The organism is Kitasatospora sp. NPDC001261 (assembly GCF_042896795.1).
Taxonomy (GTDB): Bacteria; Actinomycetota; Actinomycetes; order Streptomycetales; family Streptomycetaceae; genus Kitasatospora.
In genome coordinates, this window is the sequence record NZ_JBIAXP010000001.1 from 214833 (window position 1) to 241031 (window position 26199).

Sequence of the window (26199 nt, forward strand, 5' to 3'; positions counted from 1 at the left end):
TGCGTGAGGCCCGTCCCCACGCACTCCGCCGGTCAGTTCACGTCCGCGCTCAGATCACTCCCGCCTGCCGGGCCGTCTCCTCGAAGGCGCGGGCCACCGGGCTGCCGCGGTAGGGGGTGAGGCGGCGGTGGAAGTCCCGGACGTACTCCAGCGAGCGGGCCGAGCGCATCTCCCCCGCCGCCCGCAGCGCGTCGGTGGCCATGGTGCACGCCTCGTCGAGGTCCCCCATGCCGAGCCGGGCGGTGGCCAGCACCAGGCGGCAGAAGATCCGGCTGCGGGCGTAGGCGGGCGAGCGCAGCCGCAGCGACTTCTCGGCGTGCTGCGCGGCCGTCCGCCACTGCTGGAGGTCGCGGTAGCAGTGGGCGAACTCGTCGGAGAGCTGGGCCTCGTCGAAGTACCGCGCCCAGGAGGGCAGTTCGTCGCCCGTCCGGGCCGCCGCCAGGGCACGCTCGGCGCGCACCAGGGCGGTGGTGCAGGACCGGACGTCGCCCAGCAGGCCGTGCCCGCGCGCCTCGGCGGCGTGCATCAGCGACTGGACGACCGGCGGCACGGCGGTGCCCACGCCCTGCTGGGCGACCCTGGCGAGCTGGACCGCCTCCCGGCCGTGGCCGAGGTGGACGGCCTGCTGGCTCATCGTCACCAGCACGTAGCCGCCGAGCGCGCGGTCCCCGGCGGCCTGGGAGAGGCGCAGCGCCTGGACGAAGTAGCGCTGGGCGAGGCCGTGCGCGGCGATGTCGAAGGACGTCCAGCCGGCCAGCCTGGTGAGGTCGGCGACGGCGCCGAACAGGGCCCGGCCGATCTGCTCGCCGTAGCGGCCGCGCAGCATCGGCTCGGCCTCGCTCTCCAGGTAGCGGACCAGCGCCTGGCGGGCGTGGCCGCCGCCGTAGGCGTGGTCGAGCGCGCGGAAGAGGTCGCCGACGGCGCGGATGGCGGCGATGTCGCCGCGGCCGACCCGCAGGGTGGGGCGGGACTCGCGGGCCGGGTCGGTGTACGGCGGCTCGACGGCGACCGGCGGCCGGCGGCTCTGGATCGGCACCCGGCCGATGGTGGGGGCGGTGCCGGTCGTCCCGGCGGTGCTGCGCGCGGTGGGGGCCCCGGGGACGCCGGGGGCCGGGCCGCGCAACGGGCTCCCGGGGGACGCGCCGGGCGCACCCGGCGACGGGGCGCCGGTGATGGCCGCGGAGGTGGCGCTGCCGGAGGGTGGACCGGTGGCGGTGTCCGGCCGGGCCAGGGTGGAGCCGTCCCGGGCGACCCGCTCGTCGGTGCGGCCGATCAGCCAGTCCCGGCTGGGGACGACCAGGCCGGCCGGGGTGAAGGCGATCCGGCGCAGCTCGGACTGCGGGCCGTTGTCCTTGCGCCACATGCTCGCCACGATGTCCACCGCCTCCTGCGGCGTCTCGGCGAACTCCAGGCCCGCGTAGACCGGGGCGCAGGCGTCCAGGCCGAGGTCCTGGGCGGTGAGGCGGCGGCCGAGCCGGCGGGTGAAGACCTCGGCGATCAGCGCCGGGGTGGCCCCGCGCGGCTGCTGGCCGCGCAGCCAGCGGGTGACCGAGGTCTTGTCGTAGCGCAGGTCGAGGCCGTGCTCCAGGCCGAGCTGGTCGACCCGGCGGGCCAGGCCCGCGTGCGAGAAGCCGGCTTCCTCGATCAGCGCCGCGAGCTGGCCGTTCTGCGGGGCCGGGCCGGAGTGGCCGGCGCCGCGGGCCGGGGCGGGCGCGACGGGGTTCTCGTGCCGGTCGGGTGTGGCCTGCACCGGCAGCCGCAGGTCGTCGGCGTCCGGGGCGTCGGCGGTCAACGTGTCGGTGGTCGACGCGTCGGCGGTCATGGCGTCGGCCGTCAGCGTGTCGGCGGTCATGGCGTCGGCGGTCAGGGCGTCGGGGGCGTCCGGAAGGGTCCGGCCGACCGGACCTCGGTGCTGGCCGAGCGGGTCGAGCGGTCCGTACGCCGGGCTGTCGGTTGCAGGCCGTTGGGGCATGTCTGTCAACACCTCTCGGACGTCGCACCGGGCCTCACCAGCACTTCGGCGGCCTGGGGCGGCGCCCCCTGTCGGGAATCGGCGTGAATGTAGCGAGCATTCGGGCGCTATGGGTGGATCTGACCGAGCAATCCACCGAACGGGTGAAGCAACCGCGCCCATTGTGGGGAAGCGGAGCCGGGAGGGGTTTGGTCTTCCGTAGCCGAACCGTCGGTGGTTCCGGGGGCCTCTCCGAGGGCCTCTCCGAGGGTCGATCCGCCGTTCGGGCCGCGGGTCGCCGTCATGGCGGACGACGCCACAACCTGGCGGGATGCTGTGGCGGTCCGCCACATGGGAGCGGGGCCGCCGGATTCCTACCGTTCTGGGCCATGGACACCTCTACTGCCCGCCCGCTCGCCGGGCGCACGGCCATGGTCACCGGGGCCGCCTCGGGCATCGGCCGGGCCTGCGCCGAGGCCTTCGCCGGGGCCGGCGCCCGGGTCTACGTCGTCGACCTCGCGGCCGGCCCGGCCGAGGAGCTCGCCGAGCGGATCGGCGGCCGCGCGATCGTCACCGACCTCGCCGACCCCGGGGCCGTGGACGCCCTCCCGGACGACGCCGACATCGTCGTCAACAACGCGGGCCTCCAGCACGTCGCCCCCGTGCACGAGTTCCCGCCCGACCGCTTCACCCTCATCCAGCGCGTCATGGTCGAGGCCCCCTTCCGCATCCTGCGCCGCACCCTGCCGCACATGTACGAGCAGGGGTGGGGCCGGGTCGTCAACATCTCCTCCGTCCACGGCCTGCGCGCCAGCGCGTTCAAGTCCGCGTACGTCACCGCGAAGCACGCGCTGGAGGGCCTGAGCAAGACCGTCGCCCTGGAGGGCGCGCCGTACGGCGTCACCAGCAACTGCGTCAACCCGGGCTACGTCCGGACCCCCCTGGTGGAGAAGCAGATCGCCGCCCAGGCACTCGCCCACGGCATCCCCGAGGACGAGGTGGTCGAGCGGATCATGCTCGACCGCACCGCCGTGAAGCGCCTCATCGAACCCGACGAGGTCGCCCAGCTCGCCCTCTGGCTCTGCTCCCCCGCCTCCTCGTACATCACCGGCGCCAGCCTCCCCGTCGACGGCGGCTGGACGGCGCACTGAGCGGCGGGCGCTCCGCGGTCCGGCCATCCCTCTCATAGGGAGAGCGGGCACATTCGACCCCGGGACTGTGTGGGCCGCCCACATAGTCCCGGGGTCGGCCGCTTCCTACCTTGTGGCGACATCGTCTCCCCCCTGGTTCTGGAAGTGGTGGCCATGAGCACCTCCGCACGAGGTACGGCGGCGAGCAGTTCACTCCCGAGAGTGGTGGCTGCGAGCCTGATCGGCACGACGATCGAGTGGTACGACTACTTCCTGTACGGAACGGCGGCGGCCCTGGTGTTCGGGAAGCTGTTCTTCCCGCACAGCGATCCGCTGACCGGGACGCTGCTCTCCTTCCTGACCTACGCGATCGGCTTCGCGGCGCGGCCGCTCGGGGCGCTGGTGTTCGGGCACTTCGGGGACCGGGTGGGCCGGAAGAAGCTGCTGGTGGTGAGCCTGCTGCTGATGGGCGGTTCGACCACGGCGATCGGGCTGCTGCCGACCTACGACTCGATCGGGGTCGCGGCGCCGGTGCTGCTGACGGTGCTGCGGCTGGTGCAGGGCTTCGCGCTCGGCGGCGAGTGGGGCGGCGCGGTGCTGCTGGTGTCGGAGCACGGGGACCAGCGGCGGCGGGGCTTCTGGGCGTCCTGGCCGCAGGGCGGGGCGCCGGCCGGGAACCTGCTGGCGGCCGGGGTGCTGTCGCTGATGACGGCGGTGCAGTCGGACGCGGCGTTCCTGGCCTGGGGCTGGCGGGTGCCGTTCCTGCTGTCGGCGGTGCTGGTCGCGGTCGGGATGTGGATCCGGCTCGCGGTGGACGAGTCGCCGCTGTTCAAGCAGGCGCTGGCGGCGCAGCAGTCCCGGAAGGCTCCCGAACGGCCGCCGCTGGTCGAGGTGTTGCGGAACCACTGGCGGGAGGTGCTGGTGGCCATGGGCGCGCGGATGGCGGAGAACATCTCCTATTACGTGATGACGACGTTCGTGCTCGTGTACGCCGTCAACCACGCCCACTTCTCCAAGCAGACCGCGCTGAACGCCGTGCTGGTCGCCTCCGCGATCCAGTTCGCGCTGATCCCGCTGTTCGGCGCGCTGTCCGACCGGGTCGGGCGCAGGCCGGTCTACCTGGTGGGCGCGGTCGGGGTGGGCGCCTGGGCCTTCGTCTTCTTCGGCCTGGTCGACACGAGGTCCTTCGGCTCACTGCTCGCCGCCGTGACCGTCGGACTGGTCTTCCACAGCGCCATGTACGCGCCCCAGGCCGCCTTCTTCTCCGAGCTGTTCGCGACCCGGATGCGGTACTCGGGCGCCTCGATCGGGGCCCAGTTCTCCTCGGTGGCGGCCGGCGCCCCGGCGCCGCTGATCGCCACCGCGCTGCTCAAGGACTACGGCAGCGCCACCCCCATCGCGGTGTACGTCGCCATCGCGGCGGCGGTCACCGTCCTGGCGGTGCTCTGCGGCCGGGAGACCAGGGGCCTGGACCTCGCGGAGGTCGAGGGGCAGGCCGGCCAGGACGGCCCGGAGCCGGACGCCGCCGCGGCCGGAAGGCCCGCCGTCGTCTGAGGGCCGAGCCGGTACGATCGCGCTTTCTCGGAACCGACGGAACCGACGCCGATTGGCAGCACGCACCATGAACCACCCTCAGGAAAGCGCCGCGCCCGCGCTGCGGCGACTGCTCGACCTGCTCGCCTCCGGCGCCGCCACCGAGGACTTCGCCGACGTGCTGGCCGACGCCCGCCGCCGCGGGGCGCCGGCCGCCGTCCTCGCCGAGATCGACGACGCCACCTGGCAGGCCCTGCGGGTCCACCGCACCCTGCGTCAACACCGGCGCCGCGAAGCCGAGTTGACCGCCCTGTTCGACACCGCCGGGGACCTCGCCGCCTCCCGGGACCTGGACACCGTGCTCCAGGCGATCGTCCGCCGGGCCCGGATGCTGCTCGGCACCGACACCGCCTACCTGACCCTGCCGGACGAGGCCGCCGGGGACACCTACATGCGGGTCACCGACGGCTCGGTCTCCGTCCTGTTCCAGACCCTGCGGCTCAGCCTCGGCCACGGCCTGGGCGGGCTGGTCGCCCAGACCGCCCGCCCGTACGCCACCCCCGACTACCGCACCGACGAACGCTTCCACCACACCGGCACGATCGACGCGGGCGTGCTGGACGAGGGCCTGGTGGCGATCATCGGGGTGCCGCTGCTGCTCGGCGGGCAGGTCATCGGCGTCCTGTTCGCCGCCGACCGCTCGCCGCGCGCCTTCTCCCCCGACGAGGTCGCGCTGCTCTGCTCGCTGGCCGCGCACGCCGCGATCGCCCTGGACACCGCCAAGTCGCTGGCCGACACCCGGGCCGCGCTCGCCGAGCTGAACGCCGCCAACGAGCTGGTCCGGGCCCACTCCGCCGCCGTCCAGCGCGCCGAGCAGGCCCACGACCGGCTCACCGACCTGGTGCTGCGCGGCGCCGAGGTGCCGGACGTCGCCGCCGCCGTCGCCGCCCTGCTGGGCGGGGAGATAGCGGTCCTGGACGCCGAGGGCGAGCCGCTGGCCGGACGCTCCGCCCCCGCCGCCGAACTGGCCGAGGCGGTCGCCGCCTCCCGCGCCGAGGGCCGGTCCGTACGCCACCGCGAGCAGTGGGTCTGCGCGGTGCTGGCCGGGCACGACGCGCTCGGCACCATGGTGCTGCGCGGCCGCCCCGACCTCGACGACGCCGACCGGCGGCTGTTCGAGCGGGCCAGCGTGGTCACCGCCCTGCTCCTGCTGCTGCGCCGCTCCGTCGCCGAGACCGAGAACCGGATCCGCGGCGACCTGCTCACCGACCTGCTGACCGCCCCCGAGCGCGACCCGGCCGGGCTCACCGCCCGCGGCCGCCGGCTCGGCGTCGACCTCGCCCGGCCGCACCTGGTGCTGGTCGCGGAGCCGGCCGACGGGAAGACCGACGAGCGCGGACGGCTGGCCGGGGCGGCCCGGCGCTACCTGTTCGGCTCCCGGGGCGTCAGCGCCGAGCACGCCGAGACGGTGGTGCTGCTGACGCCCGTCGAGAGCGGCAGCGGCGGCAGCGGCGGCGCGGTCGGCGCCGGCGATCCCGAGGAGACCGCCCGGCAGGCCGCCGAACGGCTGGCCCGGCTGGCCGGGTTCCCGGTCACCGTCGGCGCGGGCCGCCCGGCCGCCGGGCCGTCCGCGCTGGCCGCCTCCTACGGCGAGGGCCTGCGCTGCCTCCGGGCCCTGCGGGTGCTCGGCCGGGCCGGGGAGGGCGCCTCCGCCCGGGCGCTCGGCTTCCTCGGCGTGCTGCTCGGCGACGGCCACGACGTGGACGGCTTCGTCGGCGCGACGCTCGGCCCGCTGCTGGCCTACGACGCCCGGCGCGGCACCGAGCTCGTCCGCACCCTACGCGCCTACTTCGACTGCGGCGGCAGCCTGACCAGGGCCAAGGACGAGCTGCACGTCCACGTGAACACCGTGGTCCAGCGACTGGACCGGGTCGAGGCGCTGCTCGGGCGGGACTGGAACCAGCCGGAGCGGTCGCTGGAGCTCCAGCTCGCGCTGCGGCTGCAGCTGCTCGCGGGGGGCTGAGCGGGGCGGGGCGGCTGGGCGAGCGGCTGGGCAGGGCGGCTGCTCACGCCGGGGCCGCTGCCCGCAGGCGGCTGAAGGGGTTCGGACGGGCTGGGCGTACAGTGGCGAGGTTGGTCTCGAACGCCTGGCAAGGAGCGGCAGCGGTGAGCGAGAACGTGCGTTTTGTTCGCATGGGCATAGGTGAGCGGACCGTGCCCTACCAGGAGGCCTGGGAGGAGCAGCAGCGGCTGCACGCGCTGCGGGTCGCGGACGAGATCCCCGACACCGTCCTGCTCCTGGAGCACCAGTCGGTGTACACCATGGGCAAGCGCACCAACCCCGCCGACCTGCCGCTGGACGGCACGCCGGTGGTCGAGGTCAACCGCGGCGGGGAGATCACCTGGCACGGCCCCGGCCAGCTGGTCGGCTACCCGATCGTCAAGCTGCCCGACCCGATCGACGTCATCGCCTACGTCCGCCGGCTGGAGGAGGCGCTGATCCGCACCGCCGGCGAGTTCGGCATCGACTCCACCCGGGTCGAGGGCCGCAGCGGGGTCTGGGTGCTGGGCGAGTCCATCCCGGACGCCGTGGTGGACCCGGCGCAGGTCGTGGACATCGGCAAGCTGACCCTGCGGATGGGCCTGCCGCTGGGCATCGACCCGCGCCTGGCCGGCCCCGAGTACGCGCCCTCCAACGCCGGCCAGCGCGGGGACGACCGCAAGCTCGCCGCGATCGGCGTGCGGGTCGCCCGCGGGGTCACCATGCACGGCTTCGCGCTCAACTGCGACCCGGACATGACCTGGTTCGACAAGATCGTGCCGTGCGGCATCCGGGACGCGGGCGTCGCCTCGCTCACCGGCGAGCTGCGGCGCGGACTGTCCGCCGCCGAGGCGGCCCCGGTGGTCGAGCGGCACCTGGCGGCCGTCCTCGCCGAGCTGCCGGAGCCGGCGCTCAGCCGCTGAGCCCCGCCGCCCGGCTCCGGCGCACCGCCGGACACCCAACCTGATGTGCCCTGACGGCCGTCCGCCCCGACGGCCGTCCGCCCCGCTGTCCTGACGGCCGTCGGAAATCCCGGCGGCCGCTGGGAATCTACCGACCGGTAGCCATGTTGCCCTGCGATTGCAGGGCAACAGGCCCGACGAAGGCCGTACAACCACAGGCGTACCCTGGGGGTACCCCGTCTAGTTCTAGGAGTCGCACGTGTCCGCTGTCGCGCCCGACGGCAGGAAGCTGCTCCGCCTGGAGGTCCGCAACAGCGAGACCCCCATCGAGCGGAAGCCCGAGTGGATCAAGACCCGCGCGAAGATGGGCCCGGAGTACAACGCCCTCCAGTCGCTGGTGAAGAAGGAGGGGCTGCACACGGTCTGCCAGGAGGCCGGATGCCCCAACATCTTCGAGTGCTGGGAGGACCGCGAGGCGACCTTCCTCATCGGCGGTGACCAGTGCACCCGCCGCTGCGACTTCTGTCAGATCGACACCGGCAAGCCCGCCGAGTTCGACCGCGACGAGCCGCGCCGGGTCGCCGAGTCCATCGTCACCATGGACCTCAACTACGCCACCATCACCGGCGTCGCCCGCGACGACCTGGAGGACGGCGGCGCCTGGCTGTACGCCGAGACCGTGCGCCAGGTGCACGCGATGACCGCTGACCGCGCGGCCGGCCGCACCGGCGTCGAGCTGCTCATCCCCGACTTCAACGCGGTGCCCGAGCAGCTGGCCGAGGTCTTCTCCTCCCGCCCCGAGGTGCTCGCGCACAACGTCGAGACGGTGCCGCGGATCTTCAAGCGGATCCGCCCGGCCTTCCGCTACGAGCGCTCGCTGGACGTCATCACCCAGGCCCGCGCGGCCGGGCTGGTGACCAAGTCCAACCTGATCCTCGGCATGGGCGAGACCCGCGAGGAGGTCAGCCAGGCACTGGCCGACCTGGTCGGCGCCGGCTGCGAGCTGATCACCATCACCCAGTACCTGCGCCCCTCGCTGCGCCACCACCCGGTGGAGCGCTGGGTGAAGCCGCAGGAGTTCGTCGAGCTCCAGCAGGAGGCCGAGGAGCTGGGCTTCGCGGGCGTCATGTCGGGCCCGCTGGTGCGGTCCTCGTACCGGGCCGGCCGGCTGTACCGGCAGGCGCTGGAGCGGCGCGAGCAGGCCGCGGTCTGACGGTCTCCTGACCGGTACGGTCCGATCGGACCGGTCGGACCGTTCGGTCCGTTCGGGCCGGCCGTGCTGTTCAAGCCAGGGAAAGGGCGGAGCTTCGGCTCCGCCCTTTCGGTTTCACCACGCTTTGACGGCCTGGTCACGGGCTGGTAACACGGGGTGGGGACGCTGGACGCCTGGTGAGCGTTCGATTCTTCTCGGCCACCACGGCCACCACGGCCACCACGGCCGGCTCGGTCACCACGGCCACCACGGCCGTCTCACCCGGCTCGGCCGGCTCGGCCCCATCAGCCCGGAGAGGAGCTGTTCGGCATGCGGATGCGGATCCGATCGGTCGGAGTGGCACTGCGGTACGCCGAGAGCGTCCTGCTGGCCCCCGGCCAGCAGCACGCGCGCCGCAACGCGTGGGCGGCGGTGTGCGAGAACCGCCGGTACGCGGCGGACCGCCGGCACGACGACGCGGAGGCCGCCCGGACCACGCCGCAGCCCCTCTCCACGCCCCCGGGCCGTCCCGCGCCACGGACCCGTTCCACGCCACGGAAGTGAGCCCCCGGCGTCGCTGTGCGCGACGGCGCACCGGCGCACGGGTCACGGTTGGGGCGAACGGGTACCCGGGCTTGGATATCCCGTACCCGCGCCACGTACCATGAGCGTTATGGCGAGGGAAACATCCGAGAACCCCGGACGGCTGAAGCAGATCCGTCTGGCGTACACCATGACCAAGAAGGTCGACACCAAGATCGGCCTGATCATCGCCGGCGTCGGCCTGCTGACCTTCGGCGTGTTCCTCGCCATCGGCTTCGCGATCGAGCATCCCGTCTACCTGGGCATCCTGGGCTTCATCGTGGCCGTGCTGGCCATGGCGATCGTCTTCGGGCGCCGGGCCGAGCGCGCCGCGTTCGGGCAGATGGAGGGGCAGCCGGGCGCCGTCGCGGCGGTGCTGAACAACATCCGGCGCGGCTGGAGCTCCAACAGCACCCCGGTCGCGGTCACCCGTAGCCAGGACGCGGTCTACCGCGCCGTGGGCCGGGCCGGCATCGCGCTGATCGGCGAGGGCAACCCGAACCGGGTCCGCCAGCTGCTGGCCTCCGAGAAGAAGAAGATGGCCCGTGTGGTCGGCGACGTGCCGGTGCACGACATCGTGGTGGGCAACGGCGAGGGCGAGATCCCGCTGAAGAAGCTCCAGATCCACCTGATGCGCCTGCCCCGCGCCATCACCGCCGCCCAGGTCACCGAGACCAACGACCGCCTGCGCGCGCTGGGCGACCTGCTCTCCAAGGCGCCGATCCCCAAGGGTCCGATGCCGAAGGGCGCCCGGATGCCCAAGGGCGGCCAGACCCGCTGACCCCTCCCCCGCCCCTCACGACACGAGAACGGCCCCGCTGAATCCTCAGCGGGGCCGTTTCGGCGTCGTCCGGCATCTGCTGCCGGGCTTGTCCGGACCGTGCTAGATGCGGACCTCGACGGTGCCGACCGCCTTGTCGTGCAGGCCGCGGGTGTCGCGGTCCCAGACCAGCGGCGGCACCACCAGGCAGAGCAGCAGGGTGCGCAGCAGGACCTGCGGGATGGTCGCGCGGCGGCCGTCCAGCCGGACCACCCGGAGGCCGAACAGCCGCTTGCCGACCGTCGTGCCGGTGGTGGACAGCATCAGGGCCGCGACGAGGAAGTACAGCGGGCTGGTCCACAGGTTGGCCTCGGCCTGGTCGCCGCGGGCGATCAGCCCGTACGAGATCAGGGCGACGAGCCAGCCGTCCACGAACAGCGCGCCGATCCGGCGGCCGGGGCCGGCGATCGAGCCGGAGCCCTCCTTGGGCAGCCCGAGGCGCTCGCCGCGGTGGCCGAAGTCGGCGCCCATCTTCTCGGCGGCCGCCCGGGGGCCGTCGATCCACGATCCCAACGCTTCTCTGGTGTCCACGAATCCACACTAACCGGGCTGACGGGTCGCACCGCCACCGGCTCCCCTCCGGCCGGGGCATCACCCCCGACCGGGTGAATCGTCATCCCGGCGCCCTTCCAAGTGGTCCAGACCACTTGCGGAAGGGTGCGCAGCTGGGCGGGGCGATTTGTACCGTCCCGTACATCTTTGCCGCCCGCGAGGCGACCGTGGTTAACATCTAGGAAACGAGCGGGTCACCGGCTGGAAACGACCCATTCCTATGGTGAGCCCAATTCGCACGCCGAGGAGGATGGATGTTCAACAACGCCGCCGAAGTGAAGCAGTACATCCAGGACAACGACGTGAAGTTCGTCGATGTCCGGTTCTGCGACCTGCCGGGCGTCTTGCAGCACTTCTCCGTACCTGCGGCGACCTTCGACCCGTCCGAGATCCTGATGTTCGACGGCTCGTCGATCCGCGGCTTCCAGGCCATCCACGAGTCCGACATGGCCCTGGTGCCGGACCTCGCCACCGCCCGCCTCGACCCCTTCCGGGCCGAGAAGCACCTCAACATCAACTTCTTCATCCAGGACCCGGTCACCGGCGAGGCCTACAGCCGCGACCCGCGCAACGTCGCCAGGAAGGCCGAGGCCTACCTGGCCTCCTCCGGCATCGCCGACACCGCGTACTTCGGGCCCGAGGCCGAGTTCTACGTCTTCGACTCGGTCCGCTTCGAGACCAGTGCCAACGCGTCCTTCTACCACATCGACTCGGAGGCCGGCGCCTGGAACAGCGGCGCCGCCGAGGGCGACGTGCGCGGCTACAAGGTCAAGTACAAGGGCGGCTACTTCCCCGTCCCGCCGGTCGACCACTTCGCCGACCTGCGCGCCGAGATGTCGCTGGAGCTCGCCAAGGCGGGACTGGAGGTCGAGCGCCAGCACCACGAGGTCGGCACCGCCGGCCAGGCCGAGATCAACTACAAGTTCAACACCCTGCTGCACGCCGCCGACGACCTGATGCTGTTCAAGTACATCATCAAGAACGTCGCCTGGCGGAACGGCAAGACCGCCACCTTCATGCCGAAGCCGATCTTCGGCGACAACGGCTCCGGCATGCACGTCCACCAGTCCCTGTGGACCGAGGGCTCGCCGCTCTTCTACGACGAGCAGGGCTACGCCGGACTCTCCGACACCGCCCGCTACTACATCGGCGGCCTGCTGCGGCACGCCCCCTCGCTGCTGGCCTTCACCAACCCCTCGGTGAACTCCTACCACCGCCTGGTGCCGGGCTTCGAGGCGCCGGTCAACCTGGTCTACTCGCAGCGCAACCGCTCCGCCGCGATCCGCATCCCGATCACCGGCTCCAACGCCAAGGCCAAGCGCATCGAGTTCCGCGCCCCGGACCCGGCCTCCAACCCCTACCTGGCCTTCGCCGCCATGCTGATGGCCGGCCTCGACGGCATCCGCAACAAGATCGAGCCGCTGGAGCCCGTCGACAAGGACCTCTACGAGCTGGCCCCCGAGGAGCACGCCAACGTCCCCCAGGTCCCCTCCTCCCTCCCCGCCGTCCTGGAGGCCCTGGAAGCCGACCACGAGTACCTCCTCGCCGGCAACGTCTTCACCCCGGACCTCATCGAGACCTGGATCGACTACAAGCGCACCAACGAGATCGCCCCGATCGCCCTCCGCCCCCACCCCCACGAGTTCGAGCTCTACTACGACCTGTAGGACCCCCTCTGACCTGCGGAAATGCAGTTTGATCTCTCATCGTTTCCGCAGGTCGGGCAGGGTCCTGACCTGCGGAAACGCGTGGAGAGGGGTCGGCTGCGGCACCTCTGGGACTCGCGATGTGAAATGAGCGTGAAATGAGCACGCATAGATCGAACTCGCGATGATCACCCCGTTGCCCTTGCCAGCGCTGGGCAGTACGCCATCTCGCTACTCTCGGTAGCCATCACTCGGAGGCTGCCGACTTAGCAGGTTCGACCTCTTGCCAGCTCTGCCGCCCACGCTCGCCAGGAGCGGAGCTGGCCGTCATTACCGCCCTCGGGCCGCGCCGGTCCGACAGGCGGCCGATCAGAACCCCGGCCAGCACGGAGGTCAGCAGCGCCGCCGAGAACGCGGCGGTGGTCGCCTGGGTGGACCACCTGGTGGGCCGGGCCCGGCCCTCGTGGTCCTGAGCTACCGACTCGAAGGCCTCTCCATGGATGTCCAGGACTGTCGACCCCGAGGGACGTGGTGCCCCAACACGCTCGCGCTGTCGTCGGACGCACCTCACCGCCTCGATCAGCGGGCGACCCTCACTTCAGGGATGCACCTGACCTCGTCGACACCCGCCCCCACTAGCACCGCTTCTTGATTTTCCACCTCAAATGAGGGAGAGTATCCGGAAGTTGGCGGTGATCCAGAGGGGCGGCGCAAAAATGACCGTGGTGTGGACAGACGTGCACGAGGTCGAGGAACGCCTCAAGAAGCTCGGACTGTCGCCCGAGGGCACGCCATCGGCTGTCGAGAACATCGACACCGTGCTGCAGCGTGCCGAGGCCGAACGAAACTTCTGCACCGGCCTGGACCCCATTTCTCTGCCCGGCAACATCTTCTGGGGTCGCACTGTACGGTTCCTCCGCGAGACCTATCTGCCGCATGGCTGGACCGCCGCGAGTCCGCGCAACGTCCCACTGCTCGTCGCCCCGTCCGAAGAGTTCGCAATCACCGTCTCCAGCGGGAGCCGCGAGACAGGTTTCGGCGCCTTGAAGCCAACGACCCGCTACTCCAAGGGCACAGCCGTGATGGGACGGGTAGCGACAAACCGCCAGCTACTGATCCCCGGTGTCGGCTTCGGCGAGGAGGACGTGGAGGTCGGCGACGGAATTCCGACGTGGTTCTTGCTGTATCAGCACGTGAGCACGAAGTCCGGTGTCCGTCTGCACGCTGAGCTGTCTCTCCCGGAAGGCGCTGGCGAGCACGGAAAGATCGATGTGTGGAACGAGCGGATTATCCTTCCCGAGATCGACTTCGACGGCTTCACCCCGTTCGAGGACGCTATCGACCCGAACAGCGGGTTCGACATTCCGGTCGAACGACTGGGCTGAGCGAAGTACCCGTCCGCCCTCTCCCCCGAAACGTGCTCCTCCCATGATCACCGCATCCCGGCTCGTCCTGGCGCGCAAGCGCCGGGGCCTGACCGTCACCCGTCTCTCCCAGCTCGCCGGGATCACCACCCGGCGGCTGGGCGACTTCGAGAGCGGCAAGGCCACACCCTCCGCGGCGTCGCTCGCCTCTCTCGCCCAGACTCTGGACTTTCCTGAGTCGTTCTTCCACGCGGACGAGGTCGCCGACCTTCCCCCGGACGCGGTGAGTTTCCGTGCGCCCAGCAAGATGACTGCCTCTCAGCGAGACATCGCTCTCAGTAACGGGCGCATGGCGTGGGAACTCCAGAATTGGATCGGCGAACGGTTTCGCCTCCTCGATCACGACCTGCCGTCGCTGACCTCCTTCAGCCGCTGCCGTACTGACGTCGCCGATATCCCGATGCCAGGACAGGCCTCCGAGGGCCTACCGCCAGCCGAGGAAGCAGCAAACCTGGTCCGGGCTCGGTGGGGCCTCGGGAACGCCCCAATCGGGAACATGCTGCATCTTCTCGAAGCGCACGGAACCCGCGTGTTCTCGCTGTCCCGCGACTGCAAGGACGTGGACGCGTTCTCGTTCTGGAACCGTGGCACGCCCTTTGTGCTGCTGAATACCACGAAGACCGCCGAGCGCAGCCGCTTCGACGCCGCTCACGAACTTGGTCACCTGGTCCTTCACGGCGAAGAACAGATCCCGCACGGCCCGGACGCGGAGGCGGAAGCGCACCGCTTCGCCGCGGCCCTGCTTATGCCGGCCCCCGACATCCTCGCCCGAGCGCCGAAGAACGCGACCACCGATTGGATCCTCACCGCCAAACAGCACTGGCGGGTCGCCGCGATGGCCCTCGCCCACCGCCTTCACGAACTTGGTCATACGACCGATTGGCAGTACCGCACCCACTGCGTCGACCTCGGCCGGCTCGGTTACCGCAAGGCCGAGCCTCGCGGGCTGCGGCACGAGACATCCCAGGTCCTTGCGAAGGTGTTCAGCGCGATGCGCCAAGAGGGCGTGAAACTCCCCGACGTCGCCCGCGAGCTTCACCTGCGCACCAGCGACTTGAACGATCTCGTATTCGGCCTCATCGTCACAGCGCAAGAAGGCGGCCGGGAGTCATCTGCTGCTCCAGTCGGCGAGCGGCCGCGTCTAAGCCTGGTTTGATCGCCCCGAGGTCCAGTGCATCCGCGACGTCGGCTTCAACACAACGAGCCGCCGTGCGGACGCAACTGACGACGGCGACTCCTCAACCAAAAGGTTGAGGACGGAGCTCACTGAGCCAGGGCCCGGCGGTACCCCGCTGACCGAGCAGGTCCTTGCGGGGCGGAGAAGCCCTCATAGTCCGTCACCGAACGAGGGGCCGGTCGCTGCGCTCCAGGGCCGGTCAGCGGTTTGGTTGTCTACATCTCATCATGATTACTTCGCTGCGCCGCGGAGCGCAGCCGCTCTAGCGTGCCGGTACGGGGAGTGGCGGCTGCCTGCGGCAGCCAGCGAACATTAGAGGGGTTCATGTATCTGGCACGCGTGCAAGCCGAGAACTTCCGTATCTTCGGCGGGCCTGCCACCGACTCGGATCTGGGGTCGGCTCTGGACCTCGCTCTTGAGCCGGGCCTCACCGTTCTGGTTGGAGAGAACGACAGTGGCAAGAGCGCGGTGGTCGACGCGATCCGGCTGTGCCTGACGTCGAGCGCCGACTTCACCCGCATCACAGCGGACGACCTCCATTGCGGTGCTGACGGCAGAGCCGACTACCTGCAGATCAGCTGTACGTTCGAAGGTCTCGATGACCAGGAAATCGGCTCCTTCAGCGAGTTCCTGACCTCGCTTCCGGGAGAGGCTTCCCGGCTGACCGTGACCCTGCGGGCAGAGCCCTTCGACCCGGATGTGCCCCACCGCATGTCCGTCAGGGTGCGTGCGGGCGAGACCCCGCTCGACGGCGAAGTCCGCGAGCGTCTGCGTGCGACGTACCTGCGGCCGCTGCGCGATGCCGAAGGGGAGATGCGGGCCAGCCGCAACTCGCGGTTGTCGCAGATCCTCACCCAGTACCCCGGCATGCACGAGCAGCGGGAGAACGACTTCGACTCCGCCGAGGACAGTGCCGGCACCTTGGTGGGCATCCTGCAGCGCGCCAACCACCACATCAACGCCAACACCCTGGTGCAGAAAGCCCGGGACGAGCTCAACAGCGGATACCTGAACAGGTTCGCCATCGGCCAGGACACCCTCTCCGGCGCGATCAGCATCGCCACGACCGCATCGCTCCAAAGCGTCCTTGAGCGCCTCGAGCTGGCCTTCGCACCCGACCCCGGCCTCACCGAGTCGACCCGTCACGGCCTCGGCTACAACAACGCCCTGTTCATGGCCGCCGAACTCCTCCTGCTGGGCCGGGAAAGCACCTCCCCCATCCTCCTCATCGAGGAGCCCGAGGCCCACATGCACCCACAGCTGCAGACCCGCGTCGTCGACCTGCTCCAGGACCGCAGTCGGGGCGAGTCCCCCGTCCAGATCATCGCCACCACGCACAGCCCACACATCGCCTCCAGTGTGCCGGTGGAGCACCTGACCCTCGTGGCGCGGGGCCGGACGTTCCCTCTTCGGCCGGAATGCACCCAACTCGACTCCTCGGACTACGCGTTCCTCAGCCGGTTCCTGGACGCCACCAAGGCGAACCTCTTCTTCGCCCGGGCCGTCGCCATGGTCGAGGGAGATGCGGAGGTCCTGCTCCTCCCCGCACTCGCCCGTGTCGCTGGCCACTCGTTCGCCGAAAACGGCGTCAGCATCGTGAATGTCGGCAGCACCGGCCTGTTCCGCTATTCCCGAATCTTCCAGCGCAAGGACTCCACTCTGCCGCCGGTACGCGTGGCCTGCATCACGGACATGGACCTGGCTCCCGATGGAGCCGACAAGGAAATGACCAAGGAGCTCACGCGGTGGAGCAGCCTCACTGCGGAGGAGCGGAGCGAACGCGTCGTCAATAAGCAGAAGCGCGATGGCGGAGCCGTCCGGACCTTCGTGTCGAACTGGTGGACCCTCGAATACGACTTGGCTCGCTCTTCATGGCCGATGGCGACGCTGATGCACCAGGCGATCAGCGCAGCCAAGCGCTCCAAGTGGCCGAAGGCAGAGGATCTCGTGGGAATCGAGGAGATCGCGGCCATGGAGGTGAAGAAGTGGCGGGAGGACGATCGCCTCTCGCTGGAGGAGTGCGCGCTCAGGATCTACCGTCCGCTGCGCGTGGGAAACACCAGTAAGCCGATCGCGGCCCAGCACGCTGCCCGCCTGCTGGAGACATCCGGCATCTCTCCCGAGGACTTGCCGGGCTACCTGGTGGAGGCGATCGGCTACCTGCGCGGGAGTGCCCGGTCGTGACGCTGCCCCTGTCCCCCACCGCCCTGGACCGTGAAAGCATCGAAGCCAAGGCCCGGAGCATGGGCCTCGCCCTGACATCTCCCGAGCAGTTCGCGTTCTTGGAAGCCCGTGGCCCACTGCACCTGCAGGCAGCCCCAGGCTCGGGCAAGACCACCCTGGTCGCCCTGAAGCTCGCACTGGTGGCGGACGGCTGGTTGTCCGACCGCCAAGGCCTCTGCGTCCTGTCCCACACCAACACCGCCACCCAGGAAATCACGAGCCGACTGACCGGACGGGCACGGCGGTTAGAGCACTACCCGCACTTCGTCGGGACGATCCAGAGCTTCGTCCACACCTTCCTCGCACTGCCGGCCCTGCGTTCGCTGAAGATCGCCACCCGCAGCGTCGACGACCAAGCCTTCGCTGCCCAGGCGCGCAGGCTTCTGGAGTTGGGCCCGTTCAGGACGCTGAAGGCCTTCACCCGGCAACGAGCCGACGGGCTGAAGATGGTCACCGAAGCCACGTACGTCTTCGACCCCGCCGAGCCGAAACTTCAGATCCAGGTCGACAACCTCAATCGGGGCACTGCCAGCTACAGGCAGTTGATGAAGCTGAAGGAGTGCCTTTCCCTGCGCGGTGTCTTCCGCTATGCCGATATGTATGCGATCGCCGCCCAACACCTGCACCAACATCCCCGCCTGGCCGCCGGCCTACGCTCCCGGTTCCCGTTCGTCCTGATAGACGAGATGCAGGACACCGGTGAGGAGCAGGGCCGCCTGTTGGAGGCGGTGTTCGGGGACAGCACTGTCGTGCAGTGCGTGGGAGACGTCAATCAGCGCATCCTCGGTACAGACGGTGCCGGACCTGCGGCAGGAAGATTCCCGAATGAGGAGGCGATGGAGCTCCCGGTGAGCCTGCGTTTCGGCGCGGGCCCGGCGAGAGTGGCGAGCAGGCTAGCGGTTCACCGCCCGCAAGAGATCCGCGGCCACGGCCCCGAGAGCGCTCTCGCCATCATCACCTTCACCGAGGGCAGCATCACCCAGGTTCTGCCCGCTTTCGGCGAACTCGTCCGGCGGGCAGTGCCGCCCGAAGCCATCACCGCGCACCCACCGAAGGTCCTCGGCGCTCGCGAGAGCCCAGGAACCTCACGGCTCTTCCCCCGCGCGGTCGGTTGCTACCTTCCCCAACCTGTCATTGGGACGGCAGTGGAGGTAAGTCGACTGCTGCACGCCTACCGGAGCGCCAAAACGGTTCTGCTGCACACCAGCCAGGCCGGCTCCGCAATCACTGTTCTGTGGGGAGCCATCCGAGCCCTGGTCTGGGAGTTGCAGGCGCCGACCACGGCCCAGGCTCTCCCTGACAGCCTGCCGCCATTCCCTCAACTCGACCGCACGCCAGGCACACCGGGCCACCGCCTGCGTGTGCTCCTGGTCAAGGCGCTACACGGCGACTGCGACACCCCGGCCACCTGGGAGGAATTCGTCAACCGCCTGGGGGAACTGGTGCAGGAGGCTGTCGGTGCCCCCGTCTGGATAGACAGGGCTACCCATGCCCGCTGGCTGGCCTACACGCCGCTGCCGCATGCCTCGGGAGGACCTCTGCCGTCGGTGCTTACGACCACCGTCGCGAGCGCGAAGGGCGAGACACACTGCGCGACCCTCATCCTTGAGTGCGCCACGAAGAACGGGAAGAGCCACGATCTGGGCAGCCTGCTCCCCGTGATTGCTGGGGAGATGCCCGCCAGCAGACTCAAGGCCACCGGCCGACACGCTGCGATGAACACCTTCGTCGCGGCCACCCGCGCCAGATACCTGCTTGCAGTCGCCGTCCACGAAGACCGTGCGAATCCCCACCTCGGAGCCCTGGGACGCGACGGTTGGTCCATAGTCAGCCTCTGAACGGCCGCACAGCGCGGGCGACGGGCCATCGACTGCCCGCCATGCCCCACCGACCAGTGGACTGGTAGGCCCGCATGTTCACGTGTCGCGTATTCCGCGGGCGGATCCCAACATCGTCACGGCAGGTGATCACATTGCTCGGTATCGTGGAGTGGTGGGCAACATCGCCGGATCAGCGGCGAAAGGAACTTGGAGGCATGGCTTGTCCAAGATGATTCTTGTCGAGCTGTCGCCACTCGGCCGCAAGCCGCACGGCTGCCCTACCGAGGTCCAACGCAGCTGGGCTCGATACGTTGCCACCCACAAGTCGGTGACGGGACTGTTCAACACCCTCAACCAGCTGCGGCAGCAGGGTGACCCTCGTGGCCCGATCTCCGAGGACCAACGCGATCTTGCTCGAGCAGCGATTGTCTTTACCGCAGCTGGGGTCGACGCCTGCCTGCGGACGCTCCTGCGCGACGCCTTGACACCTCTACTCGCCTCGGACGGACCGGCCCACGGGGCCTTCACCAAGCATTTCTACGAACAGCGCTTGAACGGTAGCGTGACCAACGCGACTAAGAAAGCCGTCGTGTCCCTGGACCCGCGGGCGGCCCTCATGGACCTCTACGTGCAAGACCTGACTGGCGCCAGCATTCAGAGCTGGAAGGAACTGCGCGCCGTACGCAATGCCCTTGGCATTTCCAGCGACCGTCTGGATGACGCCGTCCTCCAGACGCACCAGTCGTTCTTCGACGCCCGCCACGAAGTCGTCCATGAGCTCGATCTGATAGATCCCTCGGGCAAGGGGAGCCGAGGCCGCCGGCATCGCGACCTGGCTGCCGTGGGCGATCAGTGCAATGGTGCCCTGTGCCTGCTCACCGATTTCATAAACCCCACAGCCCAGGCAGTGAAGGCGGCCTGGGCTGCTTCCGGAGCGGCCGCCGGGGCGTGATGATCGGTCCTACTGTGCTTTGTGCATCCGGAAACCCGCTCCGAGGTTTTCCTCCTAAACGGCGAGACCGCGAGGTTGGCCGGCCCTCGCCTACGGTCCGTGCCGCCATTGCCTTCGCGGGCGTTTACGGGTAGTAACTCTGCGCAGCCTAGGCAGTGGGCCGCCGACTCAACCTCGTGGTCCACGCTCGGCGCTTCTCATCGTCATCACCGCCGCGTGTGCACTGGTTGTGAAATGATCTTCCATAAGGCTCCTGTTTTCGCAGGTCAGGGGCATGTTCGATCAGAACTACGACCTGTAGGGGCCCCCTCTGACGCGTAGACCGCATCAGTTCAGACGGGTTTTGGGCAGGGTTTGAACCCGGTGGCCGTCAACGGCCGCCGGGTTCTGTCGTGCTATTGGTCAGGCCAGGGTCTCGATCGGGTTGAGGGTGACGGTGCAACCGACCTGGTTGAGATGCCCCACCGTCGGCGGGTGGCACGGGCAGGCGGCGAGGCACCTGAACCTCGTCTGGAGGTAGGTGTTCGCGGCTCTGGCCGCGCCCGAAGACGGCGATGCCGAGGCACCTTTGAGACAAAGGTGCCTCGACCGGACCTTGATCTTCTTGATGTGACCCTCCGCCTCACAGCGGCCGGGGCGGACGCGCCGGCCGTCATGTGCCGCCTGGTCGAAGCACGAGGTCTCCGTCGATCGCCCTCACCCGTCCGGACAGTCGAACCCGGTCGGGCTTTCCGCGATGTTCACCTCGCCGAATCCGGCGGCGTGGACTGCACCGTTTTCCACGTCGTCCGGATGAACGATCGCATCCTGGATTCCAACGCCACGCATGAAAGCTTTCACTGAAACTTTGTAGATCCGACCCATCAGCGTCACGGGGCAGGGAAAGGTGCCATCTCTGACCATTCGACGCGCGGTGGCTTCGGACAGCCCCATGGCCACTGCCGCCTCCTGAATTCCCATGACCGCAGGCAAGAAGTCGGAAATTTTATAGTAGTTATCCGAACCCGCGATTCCCGAGCGAGCCAACGCCAAATCACCGGCGACTTGTGCGCTCATTTTCGGGCGCTGACCGGAACGGATCTGCTCGTGAAAAATCCTCATTCGATCGACGCAGCCGACCTCCTGGAACAAGGCCCCTTGTCGCTCACCGCGATTAATTTCAGCCAGGTCGGGATCCCGGGGATTCGCTGCACCGACGACCGAAGACGCCCTCAGCGCAGGGACATGGGTCATCTTGTCCAGCGAGAGGAGCGCTTCCACATCGCTCGTCAGGCTTCTGAGCGAGTCCACTTTCGCCCGTCGATAAGCCGACGAGACGGCCGCCTTCACCATGGCCCCTCGAACCTGGTGTACAGGAACCCCCTTTTCGGTGGCTTTCCATGCTTCAAGCGCGGCCTCCACCATGTCCGACTGGACATCGTGTCGATCGACGAAAAACTCCCGGGATATCTTCCAGGACCGCGCGCGAAGGACTGGAGCAAGGCAGTCCAGGATAATCATCCGCCATTTTTCGCCACTCTCGACATCGCACAACCTCGCCCTGGCCACCATGGACTCCCAGAGGCGGGATCGAGAGCCCGCGGTAGCCCGTAGCCCGGCGGCAACGGCATCTGCGCGGAATTTCTCATAGTCCGGGTGCCGCTTGATTTCGCAGTCCCGAATATCTTCCATGTGAACGCAGACAGGACCCTCGCCACAAGCCGTGCGAGCGTACTCTTGTATGCGATCGAAAACGTCACGCACAACCCACCCCAGATCTGGCCCATCGGCCTGGACAGAGCATGCTGGACCGACTCGGCGATCCGCTCCTACTGAGGGCTTCCTTAGCTCGATCGAGTGAATTCAGCTTCTGCGTTCCCAGGGGACGTCCTGACCTGTTCTGGCCGTCGGGCTACGGGGTGTCCGGGGTGAGGGCGAGGACGGCGAGGTCGTCGGCGAGGAGGCCGGCGTAGCGGTGGACGTCCTGGGCCAGGAAGGAGACCACCCGGTCGGGGGCGGTGGTGCCGAGGGCGGCGAGGCGGGGGGCCAGCGGGTAGAAGGCGCCGGTGGTGTCGCGGGCCTCGCTGACGCCGTCGGTGTAGAGCAGGACGGTGTGGCCCGGGGGCAGCGCGACGGCGATCGCCTTGCTGCGCTCGTCGGCGGGGCCGAGGTGGCCCAGGCCGAGCGGGAGCTCGTCGGCGCAGGACACCGGGGATATGCCCCCGCCGCCGAGGAGCAGCGGGGTGGTGTGGCCGCGGTTGACGATCTCCACGCAGTCCGAGCCGGGCCGGTACTGGAGCAGGACGGCGGTGGCGAACAGTTCGTCGTCGCCGCGGTCGGCGGCGTCACGCAGCACCGCGCGGTCCAGCTGGTCGGCGAGGTCGACCAGCCCGGGGGTGTCGTACGCGGCCGCCCGGAACGCGCCGAGGACGTCGGCGACGGTGCGGACCGCGGCCAGGCCCTTGCCCCGGACGTCGCCGAGCAGCACCCGCACGCCGAAGCGGGTGTCGCACACCTCGTACAGGTCGCCGCCGACCAGGACGTCGGCCTGGGCCGGGCGGTAGAGGCCGGCCACCCGCAGCCCGCCGGCCCGTTCGGGCACCGGGCGCAGCACGGTGCGCTGCAGGGTCTCGGCGACCGTACGGGCCTGGAGCAGGTTGCGGTTCTGCCGGGTGCGCTGCCAGGACAGGGCGGTGCCCATGACGCCGGAGAGCAGGGTGGCGATGTAGACCCAGACGTGGTGCTGCTCGTCGACGTGGTCCGCGCGCAGCGCCAGGACGAGCTGGAGGCCCAGGGAGCCGGCCGTGGTGACGGCGGTCAGCACCGGGCCGTAGCTGAACGCGGCCACCACGGGCAGCGCGGTCAGCAGGAAGCCGGCGGCGACGGCGTCCGGGACGACGGCCTCGGCGACCAGGTCCAGCACCAGCAGGAGCACCGGCAGCCAGGGCACCCACCGCGGCGCCTTGGGCTCCAGCGCCGCGGGACGCGGCGGGCGGGGTGCTGTGCGCACGGCGGGACCTCCTGGCAGGCGGCCGTTCCGGGCGATCCGCCCGGATTGGCCGGTTTGGTCCCTCCATGCTCTCCCACGGACGGCCCTGCCACGAATGGCCGAACGTCCCGGTCCCCGGGGCCGGAGGAGCCAAATCCCCGGCCCCCGGGAGCGGAGCGTCAGCGGACGGTCACCGGCAGCGTCTCGTAGCCGCGCAGCACCAGGCGGTCGCGCCGGGTCGGGACGCCGCCCGGGGCGAGCCGGGGGAAGCGGTCGAGCAGGGCGGGCACCGCGACCTCGGCCTCCATCCGGGCCAGCTGGGAGCCCAGGCAGAAGTGGGTGCCGCCGCCGAAGCTGAGCGGCTGGCTGTCGGTGCGGGTCGGGTCGAACACCTCGGGGTGCTCGTAGCGGTCCGGGTCGTGGTTGGCCGAGCCGATCAGCAGCGTCAGCCCGCTGCCGGGCGGGATCGGCAGGCCCTCGACGGCCAGGCCCGGCTCCAGCGCGACCCGCCCGGTGGCCTGGACCGGGGAGTCGAACCGCAGCACCTCGTCGGTGAACCCGGCCGGGGTGATCGCGCCGCTGCGCAGCCCGGCGGCCGCCTCGGGGTGGCGGAACAGCAGGGCCAGGCCGTTGCCGAGCAGGTTGGTGGTGGTCTCGAAGCCCGCCACCAGCAGCAGCACCAGGTTGGCCAGCAGCTCCCGGGCGGAGAGCCGCTCGTCGTCGGCGGCGGCGATCCGGGCCAGGTCGGTGACCAGGTCGTCCTGCGGGCGGGCCAGGCGCTCGGCGGCCAGCTCGGTGAAGTAGCCGGCCAGCTCGTCGGCGGCCTCGTCGGCGGCGGCCAGCTCGTCCAGGTCCTGGATGATCTCCAGCGCGATGGTCAGGTCGGAGGCGAGGCCGCGGAAGCGGTAGCGGTCCTGCTCGGGGACGCCGAGCAGCTCGCAGATCACCCCGACCGGCAGCCGGAAGGCGAAGGCGTCCATGAAGTCCACCGGCGAGCCGTCGGCGCCCTGCTCGGCCATCCCGTCCAGCAGCCGGTCGACCGCCGCCTCCACGGCCGGGCGCAGCGCGGCGACCCGGCGGGCGGTGAACACCGAGGCGATCAGCGAGCGGACCCGCGGCTGGTCGGGGGCGTTGCGCTGGAGGATCGAGCGGCCGAGCAGCGCGAGCGAGGAGTGCACGGCGTACTCGGGGGCCAGGCCGGCCATCATCTCGGCGGTCGCGACGCCGAAGGCGGGCGTGCGCAGCACCTTGTTGACCGCCGCGTAGCCGGTCACCACGAACATGCCGTCCCCGGCCGGGGCCACCGGGCCCAGCTCGCGGGCCCTCGCGTACAACGGGTACGGATCGGTCCTGACCTCCGTGGTCATCAGCTGTTCGATGATCGCCGCGCCGTCCATCCGCTGCTCCCCTCCCGAGCTCACGCTTCCTGACCGGTCAACCGCCGGTGGGCGGGGCGGAGTTCCCGTACGGAACGGATCGCGCGCGGCGGGACGGGAGGACAGCGCGCGGTCGACCGGGAGGACAGCGCGCGCCGGGGCAGGGGCGACATCGCGCACGGCGGCTGCCGGGGCGGGCGCGGGCGGCTCGGTAGGGTGGCCGGCATGGAGATCTGGATCAACCCCCGGTGCGGCAAGTGCCGGACCGCGCTCGGCGCGCTGGACGGCGCCGGGGTCGAGTACACCGTACGGCGCTACCTGGAGGATCCGCCGACCGCGGCCGAGCTGGTGCGGGTGCTGGAGCGCCTGGGCCTGGAGCCGTGGGACATCACCCGCACCGACGAGCAGGCCGCGAAGGACCTGGGGATGAAGGGCTGGCCCCGGGAGGAGGGTTCGCGCGACCGCTGGATCGCGGCGATGGCCGAGCACCCGATCCTGATCCAGCGCCCGATCATCACCGCGGACGACGGGCACGCCGTCGTGGCCCGCACCCCGGACGCCCTCAAGTCCGTTCTGCCGTAGGGCGGTTGCGGCCCACCCGGCCCGCCCGGCCGACCCGCCCGACTCAGCCCGGTCATCCGGGTCGGCCGGTCAGTGGACCTGGATCCGCTCCACCGGCCGGCCGGGGTGCCAGTTGAAGACGAGCAGGTGGTCGCCCTCCAGGGCGGTGTGCACCACCTGGTCGAGCTCCAGCCGGAAGGCGTGGAACGGGGTGGGCGGCGGCTCGGGCAGATCGGCGGCGAAGGCGGCGAGTTCGGTCTCGTCGGTGACCTCCACCGCCCGGCCCGAGACCTTGGAGTCCCCGCCGGCCATGGTCTCGTCCCCCGGGTGCGCGTGCAGCGCGAAACGGGCGTCGCGCTGGAGCTCACGCGCCTTGACCGCGCCGTACATCGACCCGATCCACAGGTCGGCGCCGACGAATTCGACCTCCGTCCCGCTCACCCGGGGCGATCCGTCCTTGCGCAGCGTCGCCAGGACGTGGTGCTTGTTCGCCTCGAACCGGGCCCGGACCAGGGGCGCCAGGTCGGGGGCCTCGTGCTCGAAATCCTGCCAGGTAGCCATGGCGCCAGTCTGGCACCCGGCACCGACAACCGCCGGGCACCGACAACCGCCGGGCGCGGACGACCGGACGGGCAGGGGCGGTCGGGCGGATGCAGGACAGGGACGGCGGGCCGGTCGGGGGCGGCGGGCCGGGAGCGCCGGGCCGCTGTCGGTGGCCGGTGCCAGACTGGCCGGGTGACCACCACGACCACGTACATCGCCTTCCTGCGGGCCATCAACGTCGGCGGCCGGACGGTGCGGATGGAGCGGCTGCGGGCGCTCTTCGCCGAGCTCGGGCTGGGGAACGTCCGCTCCTACATCCAGAGCGGCAACGTCTTCTTCACCACCGCCGAGCCGGACCGCGCCGCGCTGACCGGGCGGATCGAGGAGCACCTGGAGCAGGCGCTCGGGTACCCGGTGCCGGTGCTGCTGCGGACGGTGGACGAGGTGGCCGACCTGCTGGCCGCCGAGCCGTTCCGGGGCGTCGAGGTGACGCCGGACGTCCGGCTGGTCGTCGCCTTCCTCTCCGAGCCGCTGCCCGCCGAACTCGCCCTCCCCCACCGCTCGCCGAAGGGCGACGTCGAGGTGGTCGGCGCCGGTCCGGGGGCCGCCTACGTGGTGGTCCACCTCCGGGACGGCAAGTGGGTCACCACGGAGATGTTCGGCAAGGCCTACCGGGGCGCGGTCACCTCCCGGTTCCTGCACACCACGGAGAAGATCCTGGCCGCCGCCCGCAAGGCCTGACGGCCCGTACGGCAGCCGGGGACGGCCCGTACGACAGCCGGGGACGGCCCGGACGGCAGCCGGGG

General features: G+C 70.5%; 21 protein-coding genes and 1 pseudogene. 15 read left to right on the forward strand and 7 right to left on the reverse strand.

What is annotated here, in order from left to right:
* Positions 1 to 49: 49 nt before the first annotated feature.
* The gene (locus ACFY4B_RS01005; protein ID WP_259316565.1) at positions 50 to 1972 is read right to left on the reverse strand and encodes a regulator; all 1923 of its coding nucleotides are present in this window, start codon (positions 1970 to 1972) and stop codon (positions 50 to 52) included.
* A gap of 368 nt (positions 1973 to 2340) precedes the next feature.
* On the opposite strand from ACFY4B_RS01005, the gene ACFY4B_RS01010 reads away from it, so the two are divergent.
* From ACFY4B_RS01010 to ACFY4B_RS01040, 7 genes are all read left to right on the forward strand, one after another.
* A complete protein-coding gene (locus ACFY4B_RS01010; protein ID WP_049659106.1) occupies positions 2341 to 3102 on the forward strand; it encodes a 3-hydroxybutyrate dehydrogenase in 762 nt (253 codons plus the stop codon).
* 153 nt (positions 3103 to 3255) lie between these two features.
* The gene (locus ACFY4B_RS01015) at positions 3256 to 4635 is read left to right on the forward strand and encodes an MFS transporter (RefSeq protein ID WP_049659105.1); all 1380 of its coding nucleotides are present in this window, start codon (positions 3256 to 3258) and stop codon (positions 4633 to 4635) included.
* Positions 4636 to 4702: 67 nt separating this feature from the next.
* Positions 4703 to 6637, forward strand: coding sequence for a helix-turn-helix domain-containing protein (locus tag ACFY4B_RS01020; RefSeq protein WP_387966150.1), 1935 nt, complete (start codon positions 4703 to 4705; stop codon positions 6635 to 6637).
* A gap of 170 nt (positions 6638 to 6807) precedes the next feature.
* A complete protein-coding gene (gene lipB / locus ACFY4B_RS01025; protein ID WP_049656811.1) occupies positions 6808 to 7578 on the forward strand; it encodes a lipoyl(octanoyl) transferase LipB in 771 nt (256 codons plus the stop codon).
* Between the two features lie 238 nt (positions 7579 to 7816).
* Complete coding sequence (gene lipA / locus ACFY4B_RS01030) at positions 7817 to 8770, forward strand: lipoyl synthase (protein WP_049656812.1); 954 nt, start codon at positions 7817 to 7819, stop codon at positions 8768 to 8770.
* A 309-nt stretch (positions 8771 to 9079) separates the two neighbouring features.
* The gene (locus ACFY4B_RS01035; protein WP_074000875.1) at positions 9080 to 9313 is read left to right on the forward strand and encodes a hypothetical protein; all 234 of its coding nucleotides are present in this window, start codon (positions 9080 to 9082) and stop codon (positions 9311 to 9313) included.
* Between the two features lie 109 nt (positions 9314 to 9422).
* On the forward strand, positions 9423 to 10112 hold the full coding sequence (locus ACFY4B_RS01040) for a DUF4191 domain-containing protein (RefSeq protein ID WP_387966151.1): 690 nt from the start codon (positions 9423 to 9425) through the stop codon (positions 10110 to 10112).
* Positions 10113 to 10214: 102 nt separating this feature from the next.
* Here the strand turns inward: ACFY4B_RS01040 and ACFY4B_RS01045 are convergent, their stop codons facing one another.
* Positions 10215 to 10682, reverse strand: coding sequence for an RDD family protein (locus tag ACFY4B_RS01045; protein ID WP_380737830.1), 468 nt, complete (start codon positions 10680 to 10682; stop codon positions 10215 to 10217).
* 275 nt (positions 10683 to 10957) lie between these two features.
* Here ACFY4B_RS01045 and glnA point away from each other — a divergent pair, with 275 nt between their 5' ends.
* A complete protein-coding gene (glnA, locus tag ACFY4B_RS01050; protein WP_049656821.1) occupies positions 10958 to 12370 on the forward strand; it encodes a type I glutamate--ammonia ligase in 1413 nt (470 codons plus the stop codon).
* A gap of 286 nt (positions 12371 to 12656) precedes the next feature.
* On the opposite strand, the pseudogene ACFY4B_RS01055 reads toward glnA, so the two are convergent.
* A pseudogene (locus ACFY4B_RS01055) lies at positions 12657 to 12794 on the reverse strand (MFS transporter); the annotation flags it as partial.
* Between the two features lie 241 nt (positions 12795 to 13035).
* On the opposite strand from ACFY4B_RS01055, the gene ACFY4B_RS01060 reads away from it, so the two are divergent.
* The 5 genes from ACFY4B_RS01060 to ACFY4B_RS01080 all read left to right on the forward strand — a co-directional run bounded on the left by ACFY4B_RS01060 (position 13036) and on the right by ACFY4B_RS01080 (position 19945).
* Positions 13036 to 13734 carry a hypothetical protein gene (locus tag ACFY4B_RS01060; RefSeq protein ID WP_375874030.1) on the forward strand — a complete coding sequence of 233 codons (699 nt, stop codon included), beginning with the start codon at positions 13036 to 13038 and terminating at the stop codon, positions 13732 to 13734.
* Positions 13735 to 13777: 43 nt separating this feature from the next.
* Entirely contained in the window at positions 13778 to 14929 is a 1152-nt protein-coding gene (locus ACFY4B_RS01065; protein ID WP_375874031.1) for a helix-turn-helix domain-containing protein, read from the forward strand.
* Between the two features lie 345 nt (positions 14930 to 15274).
* Entirely contained in the window at positions 15275 to 17134 is a 1860-nt protein-coding gene (locus tag ACFY4B_RS01070; protein ID WP_375874032.1) for an ATP-dependent endonuclease, read from the forward strand.
* On the forward strand, positions 17131 to 19011 hold the full coding sequence (locus ACFY4B_RS01075) for a UvrD-helicase domain-containing protein (RefSeq protein ID WP_375874033.1): 1881 nt from the start codon (positions 17131 to 17133) through the stop codon (positions 19009 to 19011). Before ACFY4B_RS01070 ends, ACFY4B_RS01075 begins: the two co-directional genes overlap by 4 nt.
* Before the next feature lie 154 nt (positions 19012 to 19165).
* Positions 19166 to 19945: a hypothetical protein gene (locus ACFY4B_RS01080; protein WP_375874034.1), complete on the forward strand. Its 780-nt coding sequence runs from the start codon at positions 19166 to 19168 to the stop codon at positions 19943 to 19945.
* Between the two features lie 696 nt (positions 19946 to 20641).
* Here the strand turns inward: ACFY4B_RS01080 and ACFY4B_RS01085 are convergent.
* The 3 genes from ACFY4B_RS01085 to ACFY4B_RS01095 all read right to left on the reverse strand — a co-directional run bounded on the left by ACFY4B_RS01085 (position 20642) and on the right by ACFY4B_RS01095 (position 24334).
* Positions 20642 to 21445: a helix-turn-helix transcriptional regulator gene (locus ACFY4B_RS01085; protein WP_387966152.1), complete on the reverse strand. Its 804-nt coding sequence runs from the start codon at positions 21443 to 21445 to the stop codon at positions 20642 to 20644.
* A gap of 391 nt (positions 21446 to 21836) precedes the next feature.
* The gene (locus tag ACFY4B_RS01090; protein WP_159028402.1) at positions 21837 to 22934 is read right to left on the reverse strand and encodes a PP2C family protein-serine/threonine phosphatase; all 1098 of its coding nucleotides are present in this window, start codon (positions 22932 to 22934) and stop codon (positions 21837 to 21839) included.
* 158 nt (positions 22935 to 23092) lie between these two features.
* A complete protein-coding gene (locus ACFY4B_RS01095) occupies positions 23093 to 24334 on the reverse strand; it encodes a cytochrome P450 (protein WP_387966153.1) in 1242 nt (413 codons plus the stop codon).
* A gap of 180 nt (positions 24335 to 24514) precedes the next feature.
* Here ACFY4B_RS01095 and ACFY4B_RS01100 point away from each other — a divergent pair, with 180 nt between their 5' ends.
* Positions 24515 to 24871 (forward strand): arsenate reductase family protein, encoded by a 357-nt coding sequence (locus tag ACFY4B_RS01100; protein ID WP_117487475.1) that lies wholly within the window; start codon positions 24515 to 24517, stop codon positions 24869 to 24871.
* 69 nt (positions 24872 to 24940) lie between these two features.
* Here the strand turns inward: ACFY4B_RS01100 and ACFY4B_RS01105 are convergent, their stop codons facing one another.
* Positions 24941 to 25411 (reverse strand): pyridoxamine 5'-phosphate oxidase family protein, encoded by a 471-nt coding sequence (locus tag ACFY4B_RS01105; protein WP_117487476.1) that lies wholly within the window; start codon positions 25409 to 25411, stop codon positions 24941 to 24943.
* Between the two features lie 174 nt (positions 25412 to 25585).
* Between ACFY4B_RS01105 and ACFY4B_RS01110 the strand changes: the two genes are divergently transcribed.
* Positions 25586 to 26134 carry a DUF1697 domain-containing protein gene (locus tag ACFY4B_RS01110; RefSeq protein ID WP_387966154.1) on the forward strand — a complete coding sequence of 183 codons (549 nt, stop codon included), beginning with the start codon at positions 25586 to 25588 and terminating at the stop codon, positions 26132 to 26134.
* Positions 26135 to 26199: the final 65 nt, after the last annotated feature.

Coding starts and splice junctions, on each gene's coding strand:
- ACFY4B_RS01070 (WP_375874032.1), top strand. CDS start 15,275: ATGTATCTGGCACGCGTGCAAGCCGAGAACTTCCGTATCTTCGGCGGG.
- ACFY4B_RS01005 (WP_259316565.1), bottom strand. CDS start 1,972: ATGCCCCAACGGCCTGCAACCGACAGCCCGGCGTACGGACCGCTCGAC.
- ACFY4B_RS01105 (WP_117487476.1), bottom strand. CDS start 25,411: ATGGCTACCTGGCAGGATTTCGAGCACGAGGCCCCCGACCTGGCGCCC.
- ACFY4B_RS01020 (WP_387966150.1), top strand. CDS start 4,703: ATGAACCACCCTCAGGAAAGCGCCGCGCCCGCGCTGCGGCGACTGCTC.
- glnA (WP_049656821.1), top strand. CDS start 10,958: ATGTTCAACAACGCCGCCGAAGTGAAGCAGTACATCCAGGACAACGAC.
- lipB (WP_049656811.1), top strand. CDS start 6,808: ATGGGCATAGGTGAGCGGACCGTGCCCTACCAGGAGGCCTGGGAGGAG.
- ACFY4B_RS01035 (WP_074000875.1), top strand. CDS start 9,080: ATGCGGATGCGGATCCGATCGGTCGGAGTGGCACTGCGGTACGCCGAG.
- ACFY4B_RS01010 (WP_049659106.1), top strand. CDS start 2,341: ATGGACACCTCTACTGCCCGCCCGCTCGCCGGGCGCACGGCCATGGTC.
- ACFY4B_RS01040 (WP_387966151.1), top strand. CDS start 9,423: ATGGCGAGGGAAACATCCGAGAACCCCGGACGGCTGAAGCAGATCCGT.
- ACFY4B_RS01065 (WP_375874031.1), top strand. CDS start 13,778: ATGATCACCGCATCCCGGCTCGTCCTGGCGCGCAAGCGCCGGGGCCTG.
- ACFY4B_RS01085 (WP_387966152.1), bottom strand. CDS start 21,445: ATGATTATCCTGGACTGCCTTGCTCCAGTCCTTCGCGCGCGGTCCTGG.
- ACFY4B_RS01015 (WP_049659105.1), top strand. CDS start 3,256: ATGAGCACCTCCGCACGAGGTACGGCGGCGAGCAGTTCACTCCCGAGA.
- ACFY4B_RS01100 (WP_117487475.1), top strand. CDS start 24,515: ATGGAGATCTGGATCAACCCCCGGTGCGGCAAGTGCCGGACCGCGCTC.